19 protein-coding genes are annotated in these 16,488 nt (G+C 65.4%); 7 read left to right on the top strand and 12 right to left on the bottom strand.

Features of this window, described 5'->3' with window-relative positions; all coding sequences use genetic code 11:
* Positions 1–6 precede the first annotated feature (6 nt).
* Genes rfbD through rfbC form a run of 3 tightly spaced genes read left to right on the top strand, consistent with a single transcriptional unit; the run spans position 7 to position 2,326 of the window.
* Positions 7–903, top strand: coding sequence for a dTDP-4-dehydrorhamnose reductase (rfbD, locus tag ACFZAI_RS00735; protein WP_391565132.1), 897 nt, complete (start codon positions 7–9; stop codon positions 901–903).
* The gene (gene rfbA, locus ACFZAI_RS00730; protein WP_391565131.1) at positions 900–1,784 is read left to right on the top strand and encodes a glucose-1-phosphate thymidylyltransferase RfbA; all 885 of its coding nucleotides are present in this window, start codon (positions 900–902) and stop codon (positions 1,782–1,784) included. Before rfbD ends, rfbA begins: the two co-directional genes overlap by 4 nt.
* Positions 1,784–2,326: a dTDP-4-dehydrorhamnose 3,5-epimerase gene (gene rfbC, locus ACFZAI_RS00725; protein WP_391565130.1), complete on the top strand. Its 543-nt coding sequence runs from the start codon at positions 1,784–1,786 to the stop codon at positions 2,324–2,326. Before rfbA ends, rfbC begins: the two co-directional genes overlap by 1 nt.
* 1 nt (position 2,327) lies before the next feature.
* Here rfbC and lipA read toward each other — a convergent pair whose 3' ends face one another.
* On the bottom strand, positions 2,328–3,338 hold the full coding sequence (gene lipA, locus ACFZAI_RS00720; RefSeq protein ID WP_391565129.1) for a lipoyl synthase: 1,011 nt from the start codon (positions 3,336–3,338) through the stop codon (positions 2,328–2,330).
* A gap of 248 nt (positions 3,339–3,586) precedes the next feature.
* Here lipA and ACFZAI_RS00715 point away from each other — a divergent pair, with 248 nt between their 5' ends.
* The gene (locus ACFZAI_RS00715; protein ID WP_391565128.1) at positions 3,587–4,336 is read left to right on the top strand and encodes a substrate-binding domain-containing protein; all 750 of its coding nucleotides are present in this window, start codon (positions 3,587–3,589) and stop codon (positions 4,334–4,336) included.
* Positions 4,337–4,442: 106 nt separating this feature from the next.
* Here ACFZAI_RS00715 and ACFZAI_RS00710 read toward each other — a convergent pair whose 3' ends face one another.
* The 10 genes from ACFZAI_RS00710 to ACFZAI_RS00665 all read right to left on the bottom strand — a co-directional run bounded on the left by ACFZAI_RS00710 (position 4,443) and on the right by ACFZAI_RS00665 (position 12,992).
* The gene (locus ACFZAI_RS00710) at positions 4,443–5,162 is read right to left on the bottom strand and encodes a tetratricopeptide repeat protein (protein ID WP_391565127.1); all 720 of its coding nucleotides are present in this window, start codon (positions 5,160–5,162) and stop codon (positions 4,443–4,445) included.
* Positions 5,149–5,832, bottom strand: coding sequence for a lipoyl(octanoyl) transferase LipB (gene lipB / locus ACFZAI_RS00705; RefSeq protein ID WP_391565126.1), 684 nt, complete (start codon positions 5,830–5,832; stop codon positions 5,149–5,151). The genes ACFZAI_RS00710 and lipB overlap by 14 nt, the downstream gene beginning before the upstream one ends.
* 11 nt (positions 5,833–5,843) lie before the next feature.
* Positions 5,844–6,116, bottom strand: coding sequence for a YbeD family protein (locus ACFZAI_RS00700; protein ID WP_006216435.1), 273 nt, complete (start codon positions 6,114–6,116; stop codon positions 5,844–5,846).
* Positions 6,117–6,277: 161 nt separating this feature from the next.
* Positions 6,278–7,144 carry a D-amino acid aminotransferase gene (locus ACFZAI_RS00695; protein WP_391565125.1) on the bottom strand — a complete coding sequence of 289 codons (867 nt, stop codon included), beginning with the start codon at positions 7,142–7,144 and terminating at the stop codon, positions 6,278–6,280.
* 131 nt (positions 7,145–7,275) lie between these two features.
* Positions 7,276–8,538 (bottom strand): D-alanyl-D-alanine carboxypeptidase family protein, encoded by a 1,263-nt coding sequence (locus ACFZAI_RS00690; protein ID WP_156336314.1) that lies wholly within the window; start codon positions 8,536–8,538, stop codon positions 7,276–7,278.
* A gap of 153 nt (positions 8,539–8,691) precedes the next feature.
* Positions 8,692–9,348: an alpha/beta hydrolase gene (locus ACFZAI_RS00685; RefSeq protein WP_391565124.1), complete on the bottom strand. Its 657-nt coding sequence runs from the start codon at positions 9,346–9,348 to the stop codon at positions 8,692–8,694.
* Between the two features lie 33 nt (positions 9,349–9,381).
* The gene (locus ACFZAI_RS00680) at positions 9,382–10,083 is read right to left on the bottom strand and encodes an ABC-type transport auxiliary lipoprotein family protein (RefSeq protein WP_391565123.1); all 702 of its coding nucleotides are present in this window, start codon (positions 10,081–10,083) and stop codon (positions 9,382–9,384) included.
* Positions 10,080–11,036, bottom strand: a complete 957-nt coding sequence (locus ACFZAI_RS00675) for an MlaD family protein (RefSeq protein WP_391565122.1) — start codon at positions 11,034–11,036, stop codon at positions 10,080–10,082. The genes ACFZAI_RS00680 and ACFZAI_RS00675 overlap by 4 nt, the downstream gene beginning before the upstream one ends.
* Entirely contained in the window at positions 11,023–11,862 is an 840-nt protein-coding gene (locus ACFZAI_RS00670; RefSeq protein WP_391565121.1) for an ABC transporter ATP-binding protein, read from the bottom strand. The genes ACFZAI_RS00675 and ACFZAI_RS00670 overlap by 14 nt, the downstream gene beginning before the upstream one ends.
* Positions 11,862–12,992: an MlaE family ABC transporter permease gene (locus ACFZAI_RS00665; RefSeq protein WP_391565120.1), complete on the bottom strand. Its 1,131-nt coding sequence runs from the start codon at positions 12,990–12,992 to the stop codon at positions 11,862–11,864. Before ACFZAI_RS00665 ends, ACFZAI_RS00670 begins: the two co-directional genes overlap by 1 nt.
* Before the next feature lie 95 nt (positions 12,993–13,087).
* On the opposite strand from ACFZAI_RS00665, the gene ACFZAI_RS00660 reads away from it, so the two are divergent.
* Genes ACFZAI_RS00660 through ACFZAI_RS00650 form a run of 3 tightly spaced genes read left to right on the top strand, consistent with a single transcriptional unit; the run spans position 13,088 to position 14,919 of the window.
* Entirely contained in the window at positions 13,088–13,939 is an 852-nt protein-coding gene (locus ACFZAI_RS00660) for a biotin--[acetyl-CoA-carboxylase] ligase (protein WP_391565118.1), read from the top strand.
* A complete protein-coding gene (locus ACFZAI_RS00655; RefSeq protein ID WP_391565116.1) occupies positions 13,936–14,742 on the top strand; it encodes a type III pantothenate kinase in 807 nt (268 codons plus the stop codon). The genes ACFZAI_RS00660 and ACFZAI_RS00655 overlap by 4 nt, the downstream gene beginning before the upstream one ends.
* Positions 14,743–14,754: 12 nt before the next feature.
* A complete protein-coding gene (locus ACFZAI_RS00650; protein ID WP_346552598.1) occupies positions 14,755–14,919 on the top strand; it encodes a hypothetical protein in 165 nt (54 codons plus the stop codon).
* Between the two features lie 191 nt (positions 14,920–15,110).
* On the opposite strand, the gene ACFZAI_RS00645 is transcribed toward ACFZAI_RS00650, so the two are convergent.
* Entirely contained in the window at positions 15,111–16,487 is a 1,377-nt protein-coding gene (locus tag ACFZAI_RS00645; protein WP_391565114.1) for a 3-deoxy-D-manno-octulosonic acid transferase, read from the bottom strand.
* Position 16,488: the final 1 nt, after the last annotated feature.

The following is a 16,488-nucleotide window of genomic DNA, read 5'->3' as shown; positions in this document are numbered from 1 at the left end:
ATCCTGTTGCTGGGCAAGGCGGGGCAGATTGGCCGGGAATTGCGGCACACCTTGCCCGCGCTGGGAGAACTCGTATCTCTGGGACGCGAGGATGTCGACGTGTGCAATCAGCAAGCCCTTCGCGATGCGCTCTCCGCCCAGCAGCCCGATGTCATCGTCAACGCGGCGGGCTACACCGCCGTGGATCTGGCGGAATCCCATCGGGAAACTGCCGATTTGGTCAATGCCCAGGCTGTGGCCACGCTGGCGCGCTACGCCAAAGACGCAAGCGCCCTGCTGGTTCACTTTTCCACGGACTATGTGTTCGACGGCGCCAGCACTGCGGCTTATACCGAGACCGATGCGCCATCGCCCTTGAACGTATACGGCGCCACCAAGCTAGCCGGGGAAGCCGCCATCGCGGCCAGCACATGCAATGCGCTGGTTTTGCGCTGCTGCTGGGTCTATGCGACGCACGGTCAGAATTTCCCGAACACGATCTTGCGCCTCGCGCGCGAGCGCGACAGCCTGGAGGTCGTTGCGGATCAAATCGGCACACCGACATCTGCGGCGCTTATCGCGGCCGTCACCCAGCGCGCCATCGAGGGGCGTCGCCGAAATGTGCTGGCAAGCGGCATCTATCACCTGGCGGCAAGCGGCGCGACAAGCTGGCACGCTTACGCACAGTACCTGGTTGCGGGCGCAGCGGCGCGGGGGATGCCGCTACGGCTGTCACCCGACGGCATCCGCGCCGTCACGTCGGCTGCCTACGGCGCAGCGGCTACCCGCCCTCATCATTCCCGGCTGGACACCTCCCGGCTTGCCGGCGCGCTAGGCCTGCAATTACCGGACTGGGCGCATGGGGTTGACGACCTGTTGGATCAACTTTCAGACCGAGAAAAATGCGGCGCACCCAACTCATGACACGCAAAGGCATCGTCCTGGCAGGCGGTTCCGGCGCCCGCTTGCATCCGGCTACGCTCGCGATCAGCAAGCAATTGCTGCCCGTCTTCGACAAGCCGATGATCTACTACCCGCTTACCACCCTGATGCTGGCAGGCGTGCGCGATATATTGATCATCTCCACCCCGCAGGACACCCCTCGGTTTCAGCAACTGCTGCAAGATGGGTCGCAATGGGGATTGAACCTGCAATATGCCGTTCAGCCGTCACCCGATGGGCTGGCTCAGGCTTTTCTGATTGGCGCCTCTTTCATTGGGCAAGGGCCTTGCGCGCTGGTGTTGGGCGACAACATTTTCTATGGTCACGAACTACCCAAGCTGCTGCAACGCGCCAACGCGCGAACGGAAGGCGCAACCGTATTCACCTACCATGTGCAGGACCCGCAGCGCTATGGTGTGGCCGAGTTCAACCAGGATGGCAAGGTACTGTCCATTGAAGAAAAACCGGCCCAACCGCGTTCCAACTACGCCGTGACCGGCCTGTATTTCTATGACAATCATGTGATCGATATCGCCCGCAGCATCCGGCCATCCGCGCGCGGCGAGCTCGAAATTACCGACGTAAACCAGCGCTACCTTGAACAGGGCTCGCTCGCCGTGGAAATCATGGGCCGCGGCTTCGCCTGGCTGGATACGGGCACGCACGAATCGTTGCTGGAAGCCAGCCAGTTCATTGCGACGCTTGAGCACCGGCAAGGGTTGAAAGTGGCATGCCCGGAAGAAATCGCCTATCGGCAGCAATGGATTACCGCTGAGGCGCTGGCCAGGCTAGCTGCGCCGTTGTCAAAAAGCGGCTACGGCGAATACCTGAATCGCGTCCTCAAGGACAAGGTGGTGTTCTGATGAAAGCCTTCCCACAAGCGCTGCCAGAGGTCTTGCTACTGGAACCCCGAGTGTTCAGCGATGAACGCGGTTTCTTTTTCGAGAGCTTCAATGAGCGCGTGTTCGAAGCCGCCACGGGGTTGCAGCGCCACTTCGTGCAGGACAATCACTCGCGTTCGACCCGAGGCGTACTGCGCGGCTTGCACTATCAGCTTGAACAGCCGCAGGGAAAACTCGTGCGCGTCTGCATGGGAGAGATCTTTGATGTCGCGGTAGACGTGCGGCGCGGGTCGCCCACGTTCGGGCAATGGGCCGGCGCGTACCTTAGCGCGGAGAACAAGCGCCAGTTGTGGATACCCGAAGGGTACGCACACGGCTTCCTGACGTTGTCGGAATCCGCCGACGTGCTATACCGCGCCACGAATTACTACGCCCCGGACTTTGAACACTGCATCCGCTGGGATGATCCCGATCTGGCGATCGCTTGGCCCCTCAGTGGAACGCCGCTGCTGTCCCAAAAGGACCGCCACGGCGTATCGCTGAAAGAGGCTCAGCTGGGCTGATTCAATTCACCCCAGCCGCATGCGCCTGCTCATCCGCATGATAAGAAGAGCGCACCATCGCCCCCACCGCCGCATGCGAGAACCCCATCGCGTACGCTTCACGTTCAAACATCGCGAACGTATCCGGGTGCACGTACCGCAGCACGGGCAGATGGTGCTCTGACGGCTGCAGATACTGGCCGATCGTCAGCATATCCACGTTGTGTTCGCGCATATCCCGCATGACTTGCAGGATTTCTTCATCCGTTTCACCCAAACCCAGCATCAGCCCTGACTTGGTCGGCACTTCCGGGTGCAGCTTCTTGAATTCGGCCAGCAGCTTGAGCGAATGCATGTAGTCCGAACCCGGGCGTGCCTGCTTGTACAGGCGCGGCACAGTTTCCAGGTTGTGGTTCATGACGTCCGGGGGGCCGGCGTTCAGGATGGTGAGCGCGCGGTCCAGGCGGCCGCGGAAGTCGGGCACCAGCACTTCAATACGGGTCGTGGGCGACAGTTCGCGGATGTGCGTGATGCAGTCCACGAAGTGGCCGGCGCCGCCGTCGCGCAGGTCGTCGCGGTCGACCGAGGTGATGACCACATACGACAGCTTCAGCGCGGCGATGGTGCGCGCGAGGTTTTCGGGTTCTTTGGTGTCCAGCGGGTCGGGGCGGCCATGGCCCACATCACAGAACGGGCAGCGGCGGGTGCACTTGTCGCCCATGATCATGAACGTGGCGGTGCCCTTGCCGAAGCATTCGCCGATGTTCGGGCAGGACGCTTCTTCGCAGACCGTGTGCAGGTTGTGCTCGCGCAGGATGCGTTTGATGTCGTAGAAGCGCGAGCCGGGCGCGGCGGCCTTCACGCGAATCCACTCAGGCTTCTTCAGGCGCTCGGCCGGAACAATCTTGATGGGGATGCGTGCCGTCTTGGCCTGCGATTTCTGTTTTTGCGTCGGATCGTAGACGGCTTCCGCGGGAGCGGCCGCAGCGGCGGATTCGTTCGAGGGGACAGGGGACTCGGCGAGCGTAGACATTGGGCACCTTCAAAACCGGTGCGCAAAGCGGCCCGGTCTGAGACAAAAAAAGCATTTTACCCTTCGCCGCCCGAGTCCGCCCGCACACGACGGATGGCCGCCCGCCTCGGCTGCGGGCACCCTCTGCGGGCTGGGTTATCGTCTTGCCTGACCCATCCGCTGAAATCTCCCACCTTTCCGATCCGATGTCTCTTCTCCCCCCGCCCCGCCTCGTCGCCCTGATCGCCCCCCGCCTGGATACTGGCCCCATGAGCCGGGCCATTCAGGCGTGCGCGGAGCGGCTGGCGCCCGAGGGTTATTTCCTGGCGGCGGGCCCCTGGCACGACCCCGCCATGCTGCCGCAACTGGCCGCCCTGCAACCGGCCGCCGCGCTCGTCATGGGTCCGCTGGACGAGCCGGCCTTGCGCGCCGGGCTGGCTGCGCTGGAAATACCGGTGGTGGAAACCTGGAGCGCCTCGGCTCACCCGCTGGACACCGCGGTGGTCATCGACAACGAAGAGGCCGGCCGGGCCGCTGCGCGCCATCTGGCTGAAAAGCGGCACGCCATGGTAACTTGCATCAGCGCTGATAATCCGTGGGAACGCGCGCGGCGCCAGGGTTTCATCAGCGCGGCGGCCGGGCTGGGGCTGGATCGGGTGGCGGATATTGTGCAGCCCGAAGTGCTGCAGATGAACGATGGCCGGATGGCCTTCTTGCGCTTGCTAGCCACCAATACGATCTTCGACGCGGTGTTTTGCACATCCGACCTGCTGGCCGCGGCGGCGGTGTCGGAAGCGCACAACCGCGATCTGCATGTGCCGCAAGACCTGGCGGTGCTGGGGTTCACGGACGACGGCAGCGCCGCGCAATGGGCGCAAGGGCTGACGACGCTAGGCGTGGACGCCGCTGATATGGGCCGGCGCGCGGCGCAAGTGCTGCTGGACCGCTTGCAGGGCGAACTGGCGCCCGGCCAGCATCAAACGCTGGATGTCACGTTTGAGACGCGGCTGAGCACCTAATGGAACGCGGCTGAGTCCCTAATTTGATACGCGCCCGAGCACGTAATTTGATAGGCGCCTGAGCACCTAGTTTGATAGGCGCCTGAGCACGTAGTCGCCCGCCCCCTCACACCTCATACAGCGCCGGAAAGCCGCAATCCTGCAGCATTCCATTCCCCTCTTTCAGAAACGCCGGCGTGGATGTTTCCGGCACTCTCACCAGCCACTGCACGGCCTCTTCTTTGTTTCCGCGCAGCAGCAACAAGCGCCCCAGATGAAACATGCCGCGGAAGTCGCCGCCTTCGGCACAGCGCTGGTAGCAGTCGAACGCGCGTTCCATGTCTTGCTCGACCACGTCGCCCGCTTCGTAGAAGCGTCCCACGACGCCAATGGATTTCACGTGGCCCATCTGCGCAGCTTGCTGGTACAGGGCCAGCGCGGCGGCCTGGTTCTGCGTGACGCCGCCACGGCCGCTGCGCAGCATGTGCGCGTAGTTGTACATGCCCCAATCCAGGCCACGGTCGGCGGCCAGGCGGAACCAGTACGCGGCGACGGTATCGTCGGCTGGCACGCCCCAGCCGTTTTCATAACAACGGCCCACCATGTTGATGGCCATCGCGTGGTCTTTATTGGCGGCGCGCTTGAACCAGGCCAGGCCTTCTGCGGGCTGGCGTTCCACGCCCACCCCATCCAACAACATCTGGCCGTAGATGGTTTGCGCTTCGACCAGCCCAAGCTCGGCTGCCGCCTGTATCCAGGCGGCGTAGTCTTCAGCCGGCCCCTCGCGCAAGCGGGCCAGCTGTTCAGGCGAGGTCGCGGCGACATCCGCCGCGCTATACGTTTTCATGTTGATTCCCTCTGCGGCGCCAGGCATCCGCCAGATTCCGGGCCAGCGCATCGCCCACGTCGGTAAGCGTGCGCGTGACGCCACAGGCCGCCATATCGACGGTGCGCAGCCCTTCGTAACCACAGGGGTTGATGCCCAGAAAAGGCGACAGGTCCATCTGCACGTTCAGCGACACGCCGTGATAGGCGCGGCCGTTGCGGATCTTGATGCCTAGCGCGGCAATTTTCGCCAGCTCGCCGGGATGAGGGTTCGATGCGCCGTTCAACGGGCGGCTCAATGCAGGGTCCGGCACATACACGCCCGGCGCGCCGGGCTTGCGGCAAGCGCCCGCCACGCCATGCTGGGTCAGCGTGTCGATGACGGCGTCCTCCAGCAGCGTGACGTATTCCTTCACATACATATCCACGCGGCGCAGGTCGAACAGCGCGTACGCCATCACCTGCCCGGGGCCGTGATACGTCACCTGGCCGCCGCGGTCGCAATGAACGATGGGAATGTTGCCGGGGTTGAGCACATGCTGCGGCAAGCCGGCCTGCCCCAGCGTGTAGACCGGCGCGTGCTCGCACAGCCAGATTTCGTCAGGCGTATCGGCGCCACGCTGGTTGGTGTAGGCCTGCATGTCCTGCCAGACCGGCAGGTAGTCCGCCGGCCGAGCGAGCCACTTGATCACGGCAATTCCGATTACAGAACGATGGACACCATCGGATGGCCGTGCAGGGCCTTGTACAGGTTGTCCAACTGCTCGCGCGAGGTGGCGCGCACGATGAACGTCAGGCCCATGTAGTTGCCGCCCTTGCTGGGGCGCATCTCGACGGTCGCGGCGTCAAAGCCGGGGTCGAATTGCAGCACGACGTCAGTCAGCGTCTGCGCAAACTCGGGATGCTGCTTGCCCATGACCTTGATGGGAAAGTCGCTGGGATATTCGATAAGCGATTCTTCGGGCGGAATATGCATGAGATTTACCTAGGGAAGTGGTTGCCCCTGAACGTTCTTATATGGGGGCAAGCTGCGCTCAGGCAAGTGCCGCCGGAACGACGGGCGGCGGTGATACCAGCCGCCCGGTGACTCGAACAACGGCGTCGCCTTGGCAGCGTCGCTTATCGGTTGCTGAGGGGTTACAGCGCCGCAATCCGGGCATCATAACCCGCTCGCAATTGCTGAAAAACAGGGCCGGGCTTTCCGGAACCGACGGGTTTGCCGTCCAGCGAAACAATCGCCAGCACTTCCTTGGTGGCTGACGACAGCATCAGCTCGTCGGCGGATTCCACCTCTGCCTGCGTGATGGGGCGCGCCTCGAACGGGATGCCGGCCTCGGCGGCCAGCTCACCCATCAAGCCGTAGCGGATGCCTTCCAGGATCAGGTTGTTCTTGGGCGGCGCCAGCAGCTTGCCGCCGGACACTACCCAGATATTGGTCGACGAACCTTCGGTCAGGTAGCCATCGCGAAACTGCACGACTTCGTCGGCATCGGCGTCCACCGCCTGCTGCTTGGCCAGCACATTGCCCAGCAGCGACACGGATTTGATCTCGCAGTGCAGCCAGCGTTCATCGGGAATGCTGATGGCGGTAAGCCCTTGCGTGCGCTGCCCGGCAGAGGGCGGCGACCATGCCGAAATCATGCCGAATACGGTGGGCGTGACGGGCGTCGCCGGAAACTGGTGGTCGCGTTTGGCCACGCCACGCGTCACTTGCAGGTACACGATGCAGGTGTCGAGATTCGTGCGGGCCAGCAGTTGCTCAATCAGGTTGACCCAGCCCTCGCGGTCGAACGGCTGCGCGATCCGCAACGCGGCCAGGCTGCGGTCCAGGCGGTTCAAGTGTTCGGCCATGCGGAACGCATTGCCTTGGTACACGGGGACGACTTCGTAAATGCCGTCGCCGAAAATGAAGCCGCGGTCGAGGACGGATACTTTGGCCTCGTCTACACGCAGGAACTCACCATTGAGATACACCTGGCTTTCGCCCGGTACGCCCGGAATCATGAGGCACTCCTGAATTTTCAAAAGTAAGGGACGAACCGCAGAGGCCGCCCCAGAATGGAAAACGGGCGTTTCGCGCACGAAACGCCCGTTGCAAGCTTACACCTGCGGCAGCGCCTGTGGCGCGCGCCCGCTTACTGGAACCAGCGCTTGACGGTGTCGACCATGCGGCCGAAGAAGCCGGCGCGTTCGACGGCGTCTTGCACCACCAGCGGTTCGGTGCGCAGCACCTTGCCATCCAGCGTGAATTGCAGCGTGCCCACTTGTTGGCCCTTGGCCAGCGGCGCGATCAGCGGGTCAGTGCGCTGCGCCACCGGCTTCAAGTCGCCCGCCTTGCCACGCGGCACCGCGATCGACACCGGCTTCGGCGGACCCAGCTTGACGTTTTCAGCCGTGCCTTCCCACACACGTGCGTCAATACCCGGCTGGCTCTTGTCGAACAGCTTCACGGTGTCGAAGTTCTGGAAGCTCCAGTTCAAGAGCTTCAGGCTTTCTTCGGCGCGCGTGGCTTCGCTGTCAGTACCCACGACCACGACCAGGATGCGGCGGTCGCCGCGCACGGCGGTCGACACCAGGCAGTAGCCGGCCGAATCGGTGTGGCCCGTCTTCATGCCGTCAACGGACGGGTCCGCCCACAGCAAGCGGTTGCGGTTGGGCTGCGTGATCTTGTTGTACGTGTAGCTCTTCTGCTTGTAGTAGTGGAAGAAGTCCGGGTGATCGGTGATCAGGTGCGACGACAGCGTGGCCAGATCGCGCGTGGACGTCATGTGCTGCGGGTCGGGCAGGCCGGTCGCGTTCATGAAGTGCGTGTTCTTCATGCCCAAGCGTTCGGCTTCCTGGTTCATCAGCGAAGCGAAGGCGGATTCGCTGCCGCCAACGGCTTCGGCCAACGCCACGGACGCGTCGTTACCCGATTGCACGATCATGCCCTGGTTGAGCTCATCTACCGTGACGGGCTTGCGCGGTTCGATGAACATGCGCGAACCGCCGGTGCGCCAGGCGTGTTCGGACACCGGAACGGTCTGCTCCAGCGTCAGGCGCTTTTCTTCCAGCGCGTTGAACACGACGTAGGCCGTCATGATCTTGGTCAGCGAGGCGGGTTCAACCTTCATGTCGGGGTTGGACGCGGCCAGCGTCTGACCGCTGTTCACGTCGATGACGATCCATGCCTTGGCCGCGATGGTGGGCGCCGGCACGGCCGACACATCACCTACCGGCACCGCCCCCGAAGCCGTCGGCGCGGGCGCCGTGGCGCCTGCGGCGGCCGGTGCGGCTGCGGGCGCCGTTTGCGCCCAGACCGGCATGGAAGCCGCGAGCATCGCTGACAACACCGCGCCAGACAACAGGCGGCGGGCAAACACAGCGGGGGATTGAGCGGAGTAAGGCAAATTCTTCATCGGCAACGTGGGTCCAGGAAAGACGCCCGCCGGCGCGGGGCTAATGGCTGACAATTATAGGCAGGCCATTGGACCGCCCCGCCCCGCCCGGGGTTCCTGCCGCATTTAAATCATGCAACCTGATGAAACCTGCGGCCCGGCCGCAACGCCGGATCAGTCCAGCGCGACCTTCAGGCGGGCTTGCACCAGCTGGCGCAGCACCAGCAGCTTGCCGTGGAAAAAGTGCGATGCGCCCGGCACCACCACCACCGGAATCGAACGCGGACGCGCCCAGTCCATGGCTTCAGCCAGCGGCACGACTTCGTCTTCCTCGCCATGCACCATCAGCGTATCGTCAGGAACCTGCACCTCGTGCGACTGGAATCGGTTCACCGCCGGGCCCATCAGCATCAGCGCGGACGGCAACACGGCATCGCCCGCCTCGGCCAGCGCCGCGTAGGTTTGCGCTGCGACCGCGGTACCGAAAGAAAAGCCCGCCAGCACCCACGGGGCGGCGGCCAGTTCCGGATGCAGCTCGCGCATTTGCGCAACCACCGCCAGCATGTCCTGCGTTTCGCCTACCGATTTATCGAACTCGCCTTCCGACTGCCCGACGCCACGGAAGTTGGGGCGCACCGCCACCAGGCCATGCTGCACGCAGGCGCGCGACAACGTGGTGACGACCTTGTTTTCGCGCGCGCCGCCTTGCAGCGGATGCGGATGCAAGACCAGGGCCCAGCCTCGCGGCGTGCCGGCGGGCCAGTCGACGGCGCAATCGATGCGGCCGGCGGCCCCGGTAAAGGCGTGGGTATCAGTACGAGCGGAGGACATGGCAGGACTCAACGTGCAAAAAGGAAAATCGATTTAATTGGCGGACCGCGAGGCGCCGGAGGATTTGGCGGGGATGTCGAATGCCGGTTCGTACGACGGGCCGGGCCGGGGGCCGAATCCGCGTCGAGGCGTGGATTCCGGTGCGCCTTGCACCGCCTCAGCCAACCATTGCGCCAGTTGGTCCGCGGCCTCATCCGTGGCTTGCCGCAGCGCTGCAACGCCGCCCGCCGCGTCTTGCGTGGGCGCAGGCGCCTGCACCTGGATGCGCTTCTGAGCCACGACGGCGCGGCCATTCAGCAGCACCGCCTGCAACAGGATGCGGCCTTCGCTGGACTGGCCGTCTTCGGCATACACCTGTTCAAACTGCATCAACGACAACTGCAATTGCGGCATCTGCAGGTTGACGCGATCAGCCAGTACCGGCCCCTGGCGCGACAGACGGTCAGTGATGCGCTGGCGCACCAGCTCCGTTGGTGACGACGCCCAGCGGAACGTCGCGTAGGCCTTGGGCGCGGCGCTGTCGCCCACGCGCCAGATCATGCTGGTGTCAGACAGAACAGGCGCGCCTTGGAGGCTCATGGCGATTGGCGCGCGTGCCGGCAACGCAGGCACGGGCTTGGCGTCCAGCCCCAAATCGAACACCGAGGGCGGCGGCCCCACGCGGCCGATGCCGCAGCCCGCCAGGGCCGAAGTCATCGTCAGGGTCAAGATCAGTACGGCGCGGCGCATCTTCATTTGGGCTGTCTCCCGAAACCGGCAAATCCGGCTTCGCCGGGTCCGGGCGCAACGGGCGCCGGGCCGAACAAGAACGATTGCGGCGTGCTGTCCACACGGCGCAGGGTGATCGTGGCGCCGCGCGCAGCCGCGCTGACGTTGGCGGCCATGTTGGTGACGGCGGGCAGGGTTTCGCCTTCGAGACGGGCCGCGGCCAGCGCGATGTCGTTCAAGCTGCGCGTGGCCACCGACAAGGGGCCATCAGGTGCATTCAGCCGCGCCAGCGCTTGCCGCGACTGCTGCGCAAGATCCGCGATTTCGCGCGCCGCGCGGTCAGCCTGGCGCGAGGTGCTGCCCAGCGAATCCACCAGCGGCCCAATCTTGGCCAGCGTGGGCCCCAGATTGCGGCTGGCCTCGCGCAGCGACTGCGTGATGTCGGTGGCGTTTTGCAAGCTGGCCGTCAGCGCCTGCACGTTCTGCTCGCTCAACACGCGGCGCAGTTGATCCGTGGCTTCTTCCACGTTCGAAAGCAGCTTGCCGCCGCGTTGCTCGATACGGTCCAGAAAGCCCGGGCGCAGCGGAATGGCGGCCGGATGCTCGGCCGACGACGCCAGCCGCTTGAGCGACGAGCCATCATCGCGCAGTTCCACGTTGGCCATGCCGGTCACGCCCTGCACGCCAAGCTCCGCCCAGGTCGATTCGGTGATCGGCGTATTGGGCGCCACGCCGATGCGGATGCGCACCTGGCCCGGCTTATCGGGGTTCAGCGCCAGTGACTGCACCTTGCCGACGGGCACGCCCTGATAGCGCACGGCCGACTGCGGGTTCAGCCCGCTGACGGCGGTGGCCGAGACAATTTCGTACGGTTGCAGCTTGGTCCGGTCCCGCCCGATCCAGACGGCCACCAACGCGGCGGCGGCCAGCAAGACCAGCGTGAAGATACCGGCCATGAGCGCATGACTACGGTTTTCCATGATGCAATCCCTTCGGCGCCAGATCCCCAAGCGCGCGCAAACCGCGTTCGCCCAGGAAGAATGTGTGAATGAACGGGTGGTCGACCTTCAATACTTCCGGCACCGTGTCGCACACGATCACCCGCTTGTCCGCCAGCACGGCGACACGCGTGGCCAACGCCAGCAGCGTGTCCAGATCGTGCGTCACCATGACGACGGTAAATCCCAACTGCCGGTGCAGGCTGCGCACCAGGTCCACGAATTCATCCGAGCGCAGCGGGTCCAGACCGGCCGTGGGTTCGTCCAGAAACACCAGTTCCGGGTCCAGCGACAGCGCGCGCGCCAGCGCCACGCGCTTGACCATGCCCCCAGACAAGTCCGACGGCCGCTTGTCGGCATCTTTCGCCGTCAGCCCCACCATGGCCAACCGGCACATGACGACGTCGCACACCAGGTCTTCAGGCACGGTGCGCAATTCGCGCAGCGGCAAGGCCACATTGTCGAACACCGACAGCGCCGAGAACAGCGCCCCCGCCTGAAACAGCATGCCCCAACGGTACGACAAGCGCCGGCGCTCGCTGGGCGACAGGTCAAACAGCGAATGCCCCAGCACCTTCACCATGCCGGCCGCGGGCTGGTCCAGGCCGATGATCTGGCGCAGCAGCACCGTCTTGCCCGTGCCTGATCCGCCCACCAGCACCAGGATTTCTCCGGGGAAGACGGTCAGGTCCAGATTGTCGTGAACCACATGGTCGCCGAACGCCGTGCGCAGACCGCGCACCGAAATCACGGGTTCCACCGTGACGCTGTCGTCGGTAAACAGGCGGTGCTGGGCGGCGTCGTTCATCAGATGCCCACCGAGCTAAAGATGATGGCGTACAGCGCGTCCAGCAGAATCACGCCGGTAATCGACGTGACGACCGACGTCGTGGTGCCGCGCCCTAGGCTTTCGGTATTGGGCTGAATGCGCAAGCCGAAGTGGCACGCGATCAGCGCAATCAGGATGCCGAAGGTCACGCCCTTCAGGATGCCGATCCAGTAATTGGTCAGTGAGATGGCGTCGGGCAGCGACGTCAGGAACCATTGCGCGGACACGCCCAGCTGCATCTGCGCGGCCAGCATGCCGCCCAAGATAGCCATGGCGTCCGTCCACAACACCAGCAGCGGCATGGTGACGGCAAGCGCCATCACACGCGGCAAGATCAGCCGTTGCCCGTGCGAAATGCCCATGACGAGCATGGCGTCCAGTTCCTGCGTGACGCGCATCACGCCGATCTGCGCGGTGATGGCCGAACCCGACCGGCCCGCCACCAGGATGGCGGCCAGCACCGGGCCCAGTTCGCGCACGATGGACACGCCCAGCAGCCGCACGATGAAGCGGTCAGCGCCGATCATTTGCAGCTGCTGCGCGGAAAGATAAGACAGCACCACGCCAATCAGAAAACCCACCAGCGCCGTGATGCCCAGCGCCTGCGCGCCGGTGCGGTACACCTGCGCGGAAATCTCGCGCCACGGCCCCAGACGCGGACGGCGCAGCATGCCGCCAAAGTCCAGAATCAGCTGGCCCAGCATGATGAGCAGCGCGCGCCCGTTTTCGGCGGCCTGCAAGATGGCGTCGCCCAACGCCCGGACCCAGCCCAAGGATTCCGGCTTCGGCGGGGGCACCTGCATCTCGCCCTTGTTCATGGCCAGCGCGTTGAACACGTCTTGCTGGCCGGCTGACCAGCGCACACGCTCGGGCAGCTTTTCGCCCCAGGCTTGCCAGATCAGCAAAGCGCCGATGGTGTCCAGCCGGCTGATGCCGTGCAAGTCCCAGCGCGCGCCTTCCTGGGCGGCGCGGGCCATCGCCGTGCGGCGGCGTTCGACTTCGCCCGCTTCGGCCAGGGCCAGGACGCTCCAGTCGCCCGCCACATGGCAGACGTTCCCGTCCTGACGGAACGGGGCGGCGGCGGACGCGCGTGAAGCGGAATGCGGCATGAAGGCGGGGCACCGATGCAAAATGTATCGCCAATGATAAACGCTTGAGGGCCGAAAGGCCGCGAGGCCTGGCCGCGTGCCCTACAATCGCCGCCATGCCCGATCACGTCCGCCCTATCGACCTGCCCGCGCCGGAAGCCCTGGCCCGGGAGCTAGGTTCCCGCCTGCCTGCCTTCCAAGACATCGCCTGGACCCGCAGCACCGGCTCGACCAACGCCGACCTGCTGGCCCGCGCCCGCTCAGGCGCCACGGCGGGCAAACCCTGGCTGCTGGGCACCCATCTGCAAGAAACCGGCCGCGGACGCGCCGGCCGCCCCTGGCAGAACAGAGAGGGGTCAACGCTGATGTTTTCGTGCGCGTTTGACGTGCATCTGCCCGCCGTGCAACTGCCCGCGCTGTCGCCCTTGGCGGGCGTGGCTGCGTGCGAGGCGCTGCGCGCCGTCGCCGGCCCGCAAGCCGCGGGCCTTTGCATGAAGTGGCCCAACGACGTGCAATGGCATGACGCCAAGCTGGCGGGCGTGCTAGTCGAGACGACCCGCAACCCCGGCGGCCGCGAGGCCGGCTACACCGTCGTCATCGGCATGGGCGTGAACCTGATCGACGCGGCCGAACTGTCCCGCTCGCTGGGCCGCGACGTAGCGGACTGGCAGCAGGTGCAAACGCAATCTGATCGCCACCCCACCGCCGCCGACCTGATCTGCGCCAGCGCCACCGCCTGGCATGAGGCCGTCCAGACGCTGGAGCGCGAAGGCTTCGCCTCATTCCGACGCCGCTTTGACCAGGTGGACGCGCTGGCGGGCCGTGTGGTCAACGTGCTGGAAAAAGGCGATATCCTACTGAGCGGCCCCGCCTGTGGCGTGGACGAACAAGGCCGCCTGCTCGTGCAAACGCCCGAGGGCGCCACACCGATCTCGGTCGGTGAAATTTCGATTCGACGCCAAGCATGATTATTCTTATCGACTCCGGCAACAGCCGTCTCAAAGTGGGTTGGCTGGACGCCAGCAACCCCGACATGCCGCGCGAACCGGCCGCTGTCGCCTTCGACGGACTGGACCTGGATGCGCTGGACGGCTGGCTGGCCGCCCTGCCGCGCCGCCCCTTGCGCGCGCTGGGCGTGAACGTGGCGGGCGAAGCCCGTGGCACGGCCATCGCCGCCACATTGCAAAAACATGGTTGCGCCGTCACGTGGTCGCCGTCGCAGGCGACAACGCTGGGGCTGGTCAACAGCTACCGCGTGCCGACGCAACTGGGCGCCGACCGCTGGGCCTCGCTGCTGGGCGTGCTGTCGCGCCTGCCCGGCGCACACCCGCCCTTCGTACTGGCCAGTTTCGGCACCGCGACCACCATCGACACCGTCGGCCCCGACAACGTGTTCGCGGGCGGCCTGATCCTGCCGGGCCCCGCCATGATGCGCAACGCGCTGGCCCACGGCACCGCCAACCTGCCCATCGCCAACGGCCAGGTCGTGGCCTACCCCATCGACACGCACGAGGCCATTGCATCGGGCATTGCCGCAGCCCAGGCGGGCGCGGTGGTGCGCCAATGGCTGGCCGGCCGCCAACGCTACGGCCAAACCCCGCAGATCTATGCGGCAGGCGGCGGCTGGCCAGAAGTGCATCAGGAAATTGAACGCTTGCTGGCGGATGCCGGCGGCGCATTCGGCGCCGCGCCGGTGCCGGTTTATCTGGACCACCCCGTCCTGGACGGCCTGGCCGCCGTCGCGCGCGCAACCCTGGACGTTAACCCCTGAGCAAGGCCCGCCATGCGAGTCCTCTTCATCCTGATCCTGCTGGCAAATTTATGGGTGCTGGCGCTGGGCCAAGGCTGGATCGGCGTACGCCCGGAAGACGAGGGCCGGGACACACGAAGGTTTAGCCAGGAGCTGAACCCGGATGCGGTGAAGCTGGTGCCGCGGGCGGCGCCTTAGCTTTCTGCGGCATAGGGCGTTTTCGTCTGACGCTGTGACGTCCTTTGTCTGGTCCGCCGTGGACGCCTTAGCCTGGCGCGTTGACGTCTTTGATCTGGTGCGCAGGATGGCGCCTTAGCCTGGCGTCAGGACGCCGCGCTTACGGCGTTTTGCCCTGAAATAGCCAACGCCTTATCGGGCGTCACATTGCATCACAGCGAATCTGATGATCCGCCCAACCAGGGCGCCAGCGCATCCATCGTCCGGCGAGTCGCTCCGGCGTGCAATTCAAACCACGCGCGCGCTGCACGGCTCGCGCGTTCACGACTGACCTCATCCTGCGACCAGGCCAGCGCCGCATCCACCGCCTGCGCCGGGTCGGCTTGCCGCAACGCTGCGCCCGCCGCAATCGCGTCTTCGGCCGCTTGCAGGAAATTGAACGTGTGCGGCCCCACGATGACGGGCACGCCGGCCGCACACGCTTCGATCAGATTCTGGCCGCCCAGCGGCGCAAAGCTGCCCGCCACGATGGCCACGTCTGACGCCGCGTAATAGAAGGCCATCTCGCCCAGCGTGTCGCCCAGCAGCACCGATGTCTGCGCATCGGGTTCGCCGCCCGTGCTACGCCGGACGAACCGCAATTGCGCGTCGCTCAGCAATTGAGCCGCCTCGTCAAAACGTTGCGGGTGACGCGGAATCAGCACGAACAGCGGCGCGCCCGGCTGCCCGCTGTGGCGTTTGATGGCGTCGATGAAGGGCGCGTCTTCGCCTTCGCGCGTGCTGGCAATCGCGATCACCTGGCGGCCCAGATGGGTGCGCCATGCCTTCCCCGCCTGGACCTGCGCCGCAGGCAACACCAAGTCGAATTTCAGGTTCCCGGTGATGATGGGCTCGGGCGCGCCCGCCTGCTTCAGCCGCGCCGCGTCTTCGGCCGTCTGCGCCAGCACCAGGTCCAGCCCGGCCAGCGCTTCCCGCATGACGCTGCCCATACGCCCCGCCTGCCGCAGTGACGACGCGGAATACCGCGCGCTGACCAGCGCCATCGGCACCCTTGCGCGTCGGGCGGCTGCCAGCAAGTTCGGCCAGATCTCACGTTCGATCAGCAAACCGCAACGCGGTTGATAACCCCGCATGAAACGGCGGGTCGCACCGGGAAAATCGTAGGGCAGCCAGGCCTGACGCAGCTGCCCGCTCGCGATGGCGTCGGCGAACAAACGCTGGCCTTCGGCGTGGCCCGTGGCGGTCATATGGGTCAACAGCACGGGCAAACCACGGTCAAGCAAGGCGTGCAGCAACGGCAGCGCGGCACGCGTCTCGCCCAGGCTGACGGCGTGCACCCAGACGGGGGCCGACCAGGAGAAAGGGGCGGAGAGGGAGGCAGAAGCCTGAGCGGACGCGAAATCGGCCGAAGTTGAAGCCGGAGCCGAGGCGGACACGGAAGCCGAAGGTGGTGAATCGGCCCGGTGGCCGAAACGCTCACGCGAGAACACGCCCCACTCACCGCCCGCACGCTTGGCGCGGCGCGCCATCCATAACCAGAGCAGCGGCGCCAACGCCCGAAGAGCCAGCGTATAGACGCCGCGGTTCATG

Origin of the sequence: Achromobacter sp. NPDC008082 (assembly GCF_042957345.1) — a bacterium.
GTDB classification, from domain to species: domain Bacteria; phylum Pseudomonadota; class Gammaproteobacteria; order Burkholderiales; family Burkholderiaceae_B; genus Achromobacter; species Achromobacter kerstersii_A.
The sequence above is the reverse complement of the archived record's forward strand: the minus strand, read 5'-3'. Positions and strand labels throughout refer to the sequence as shown.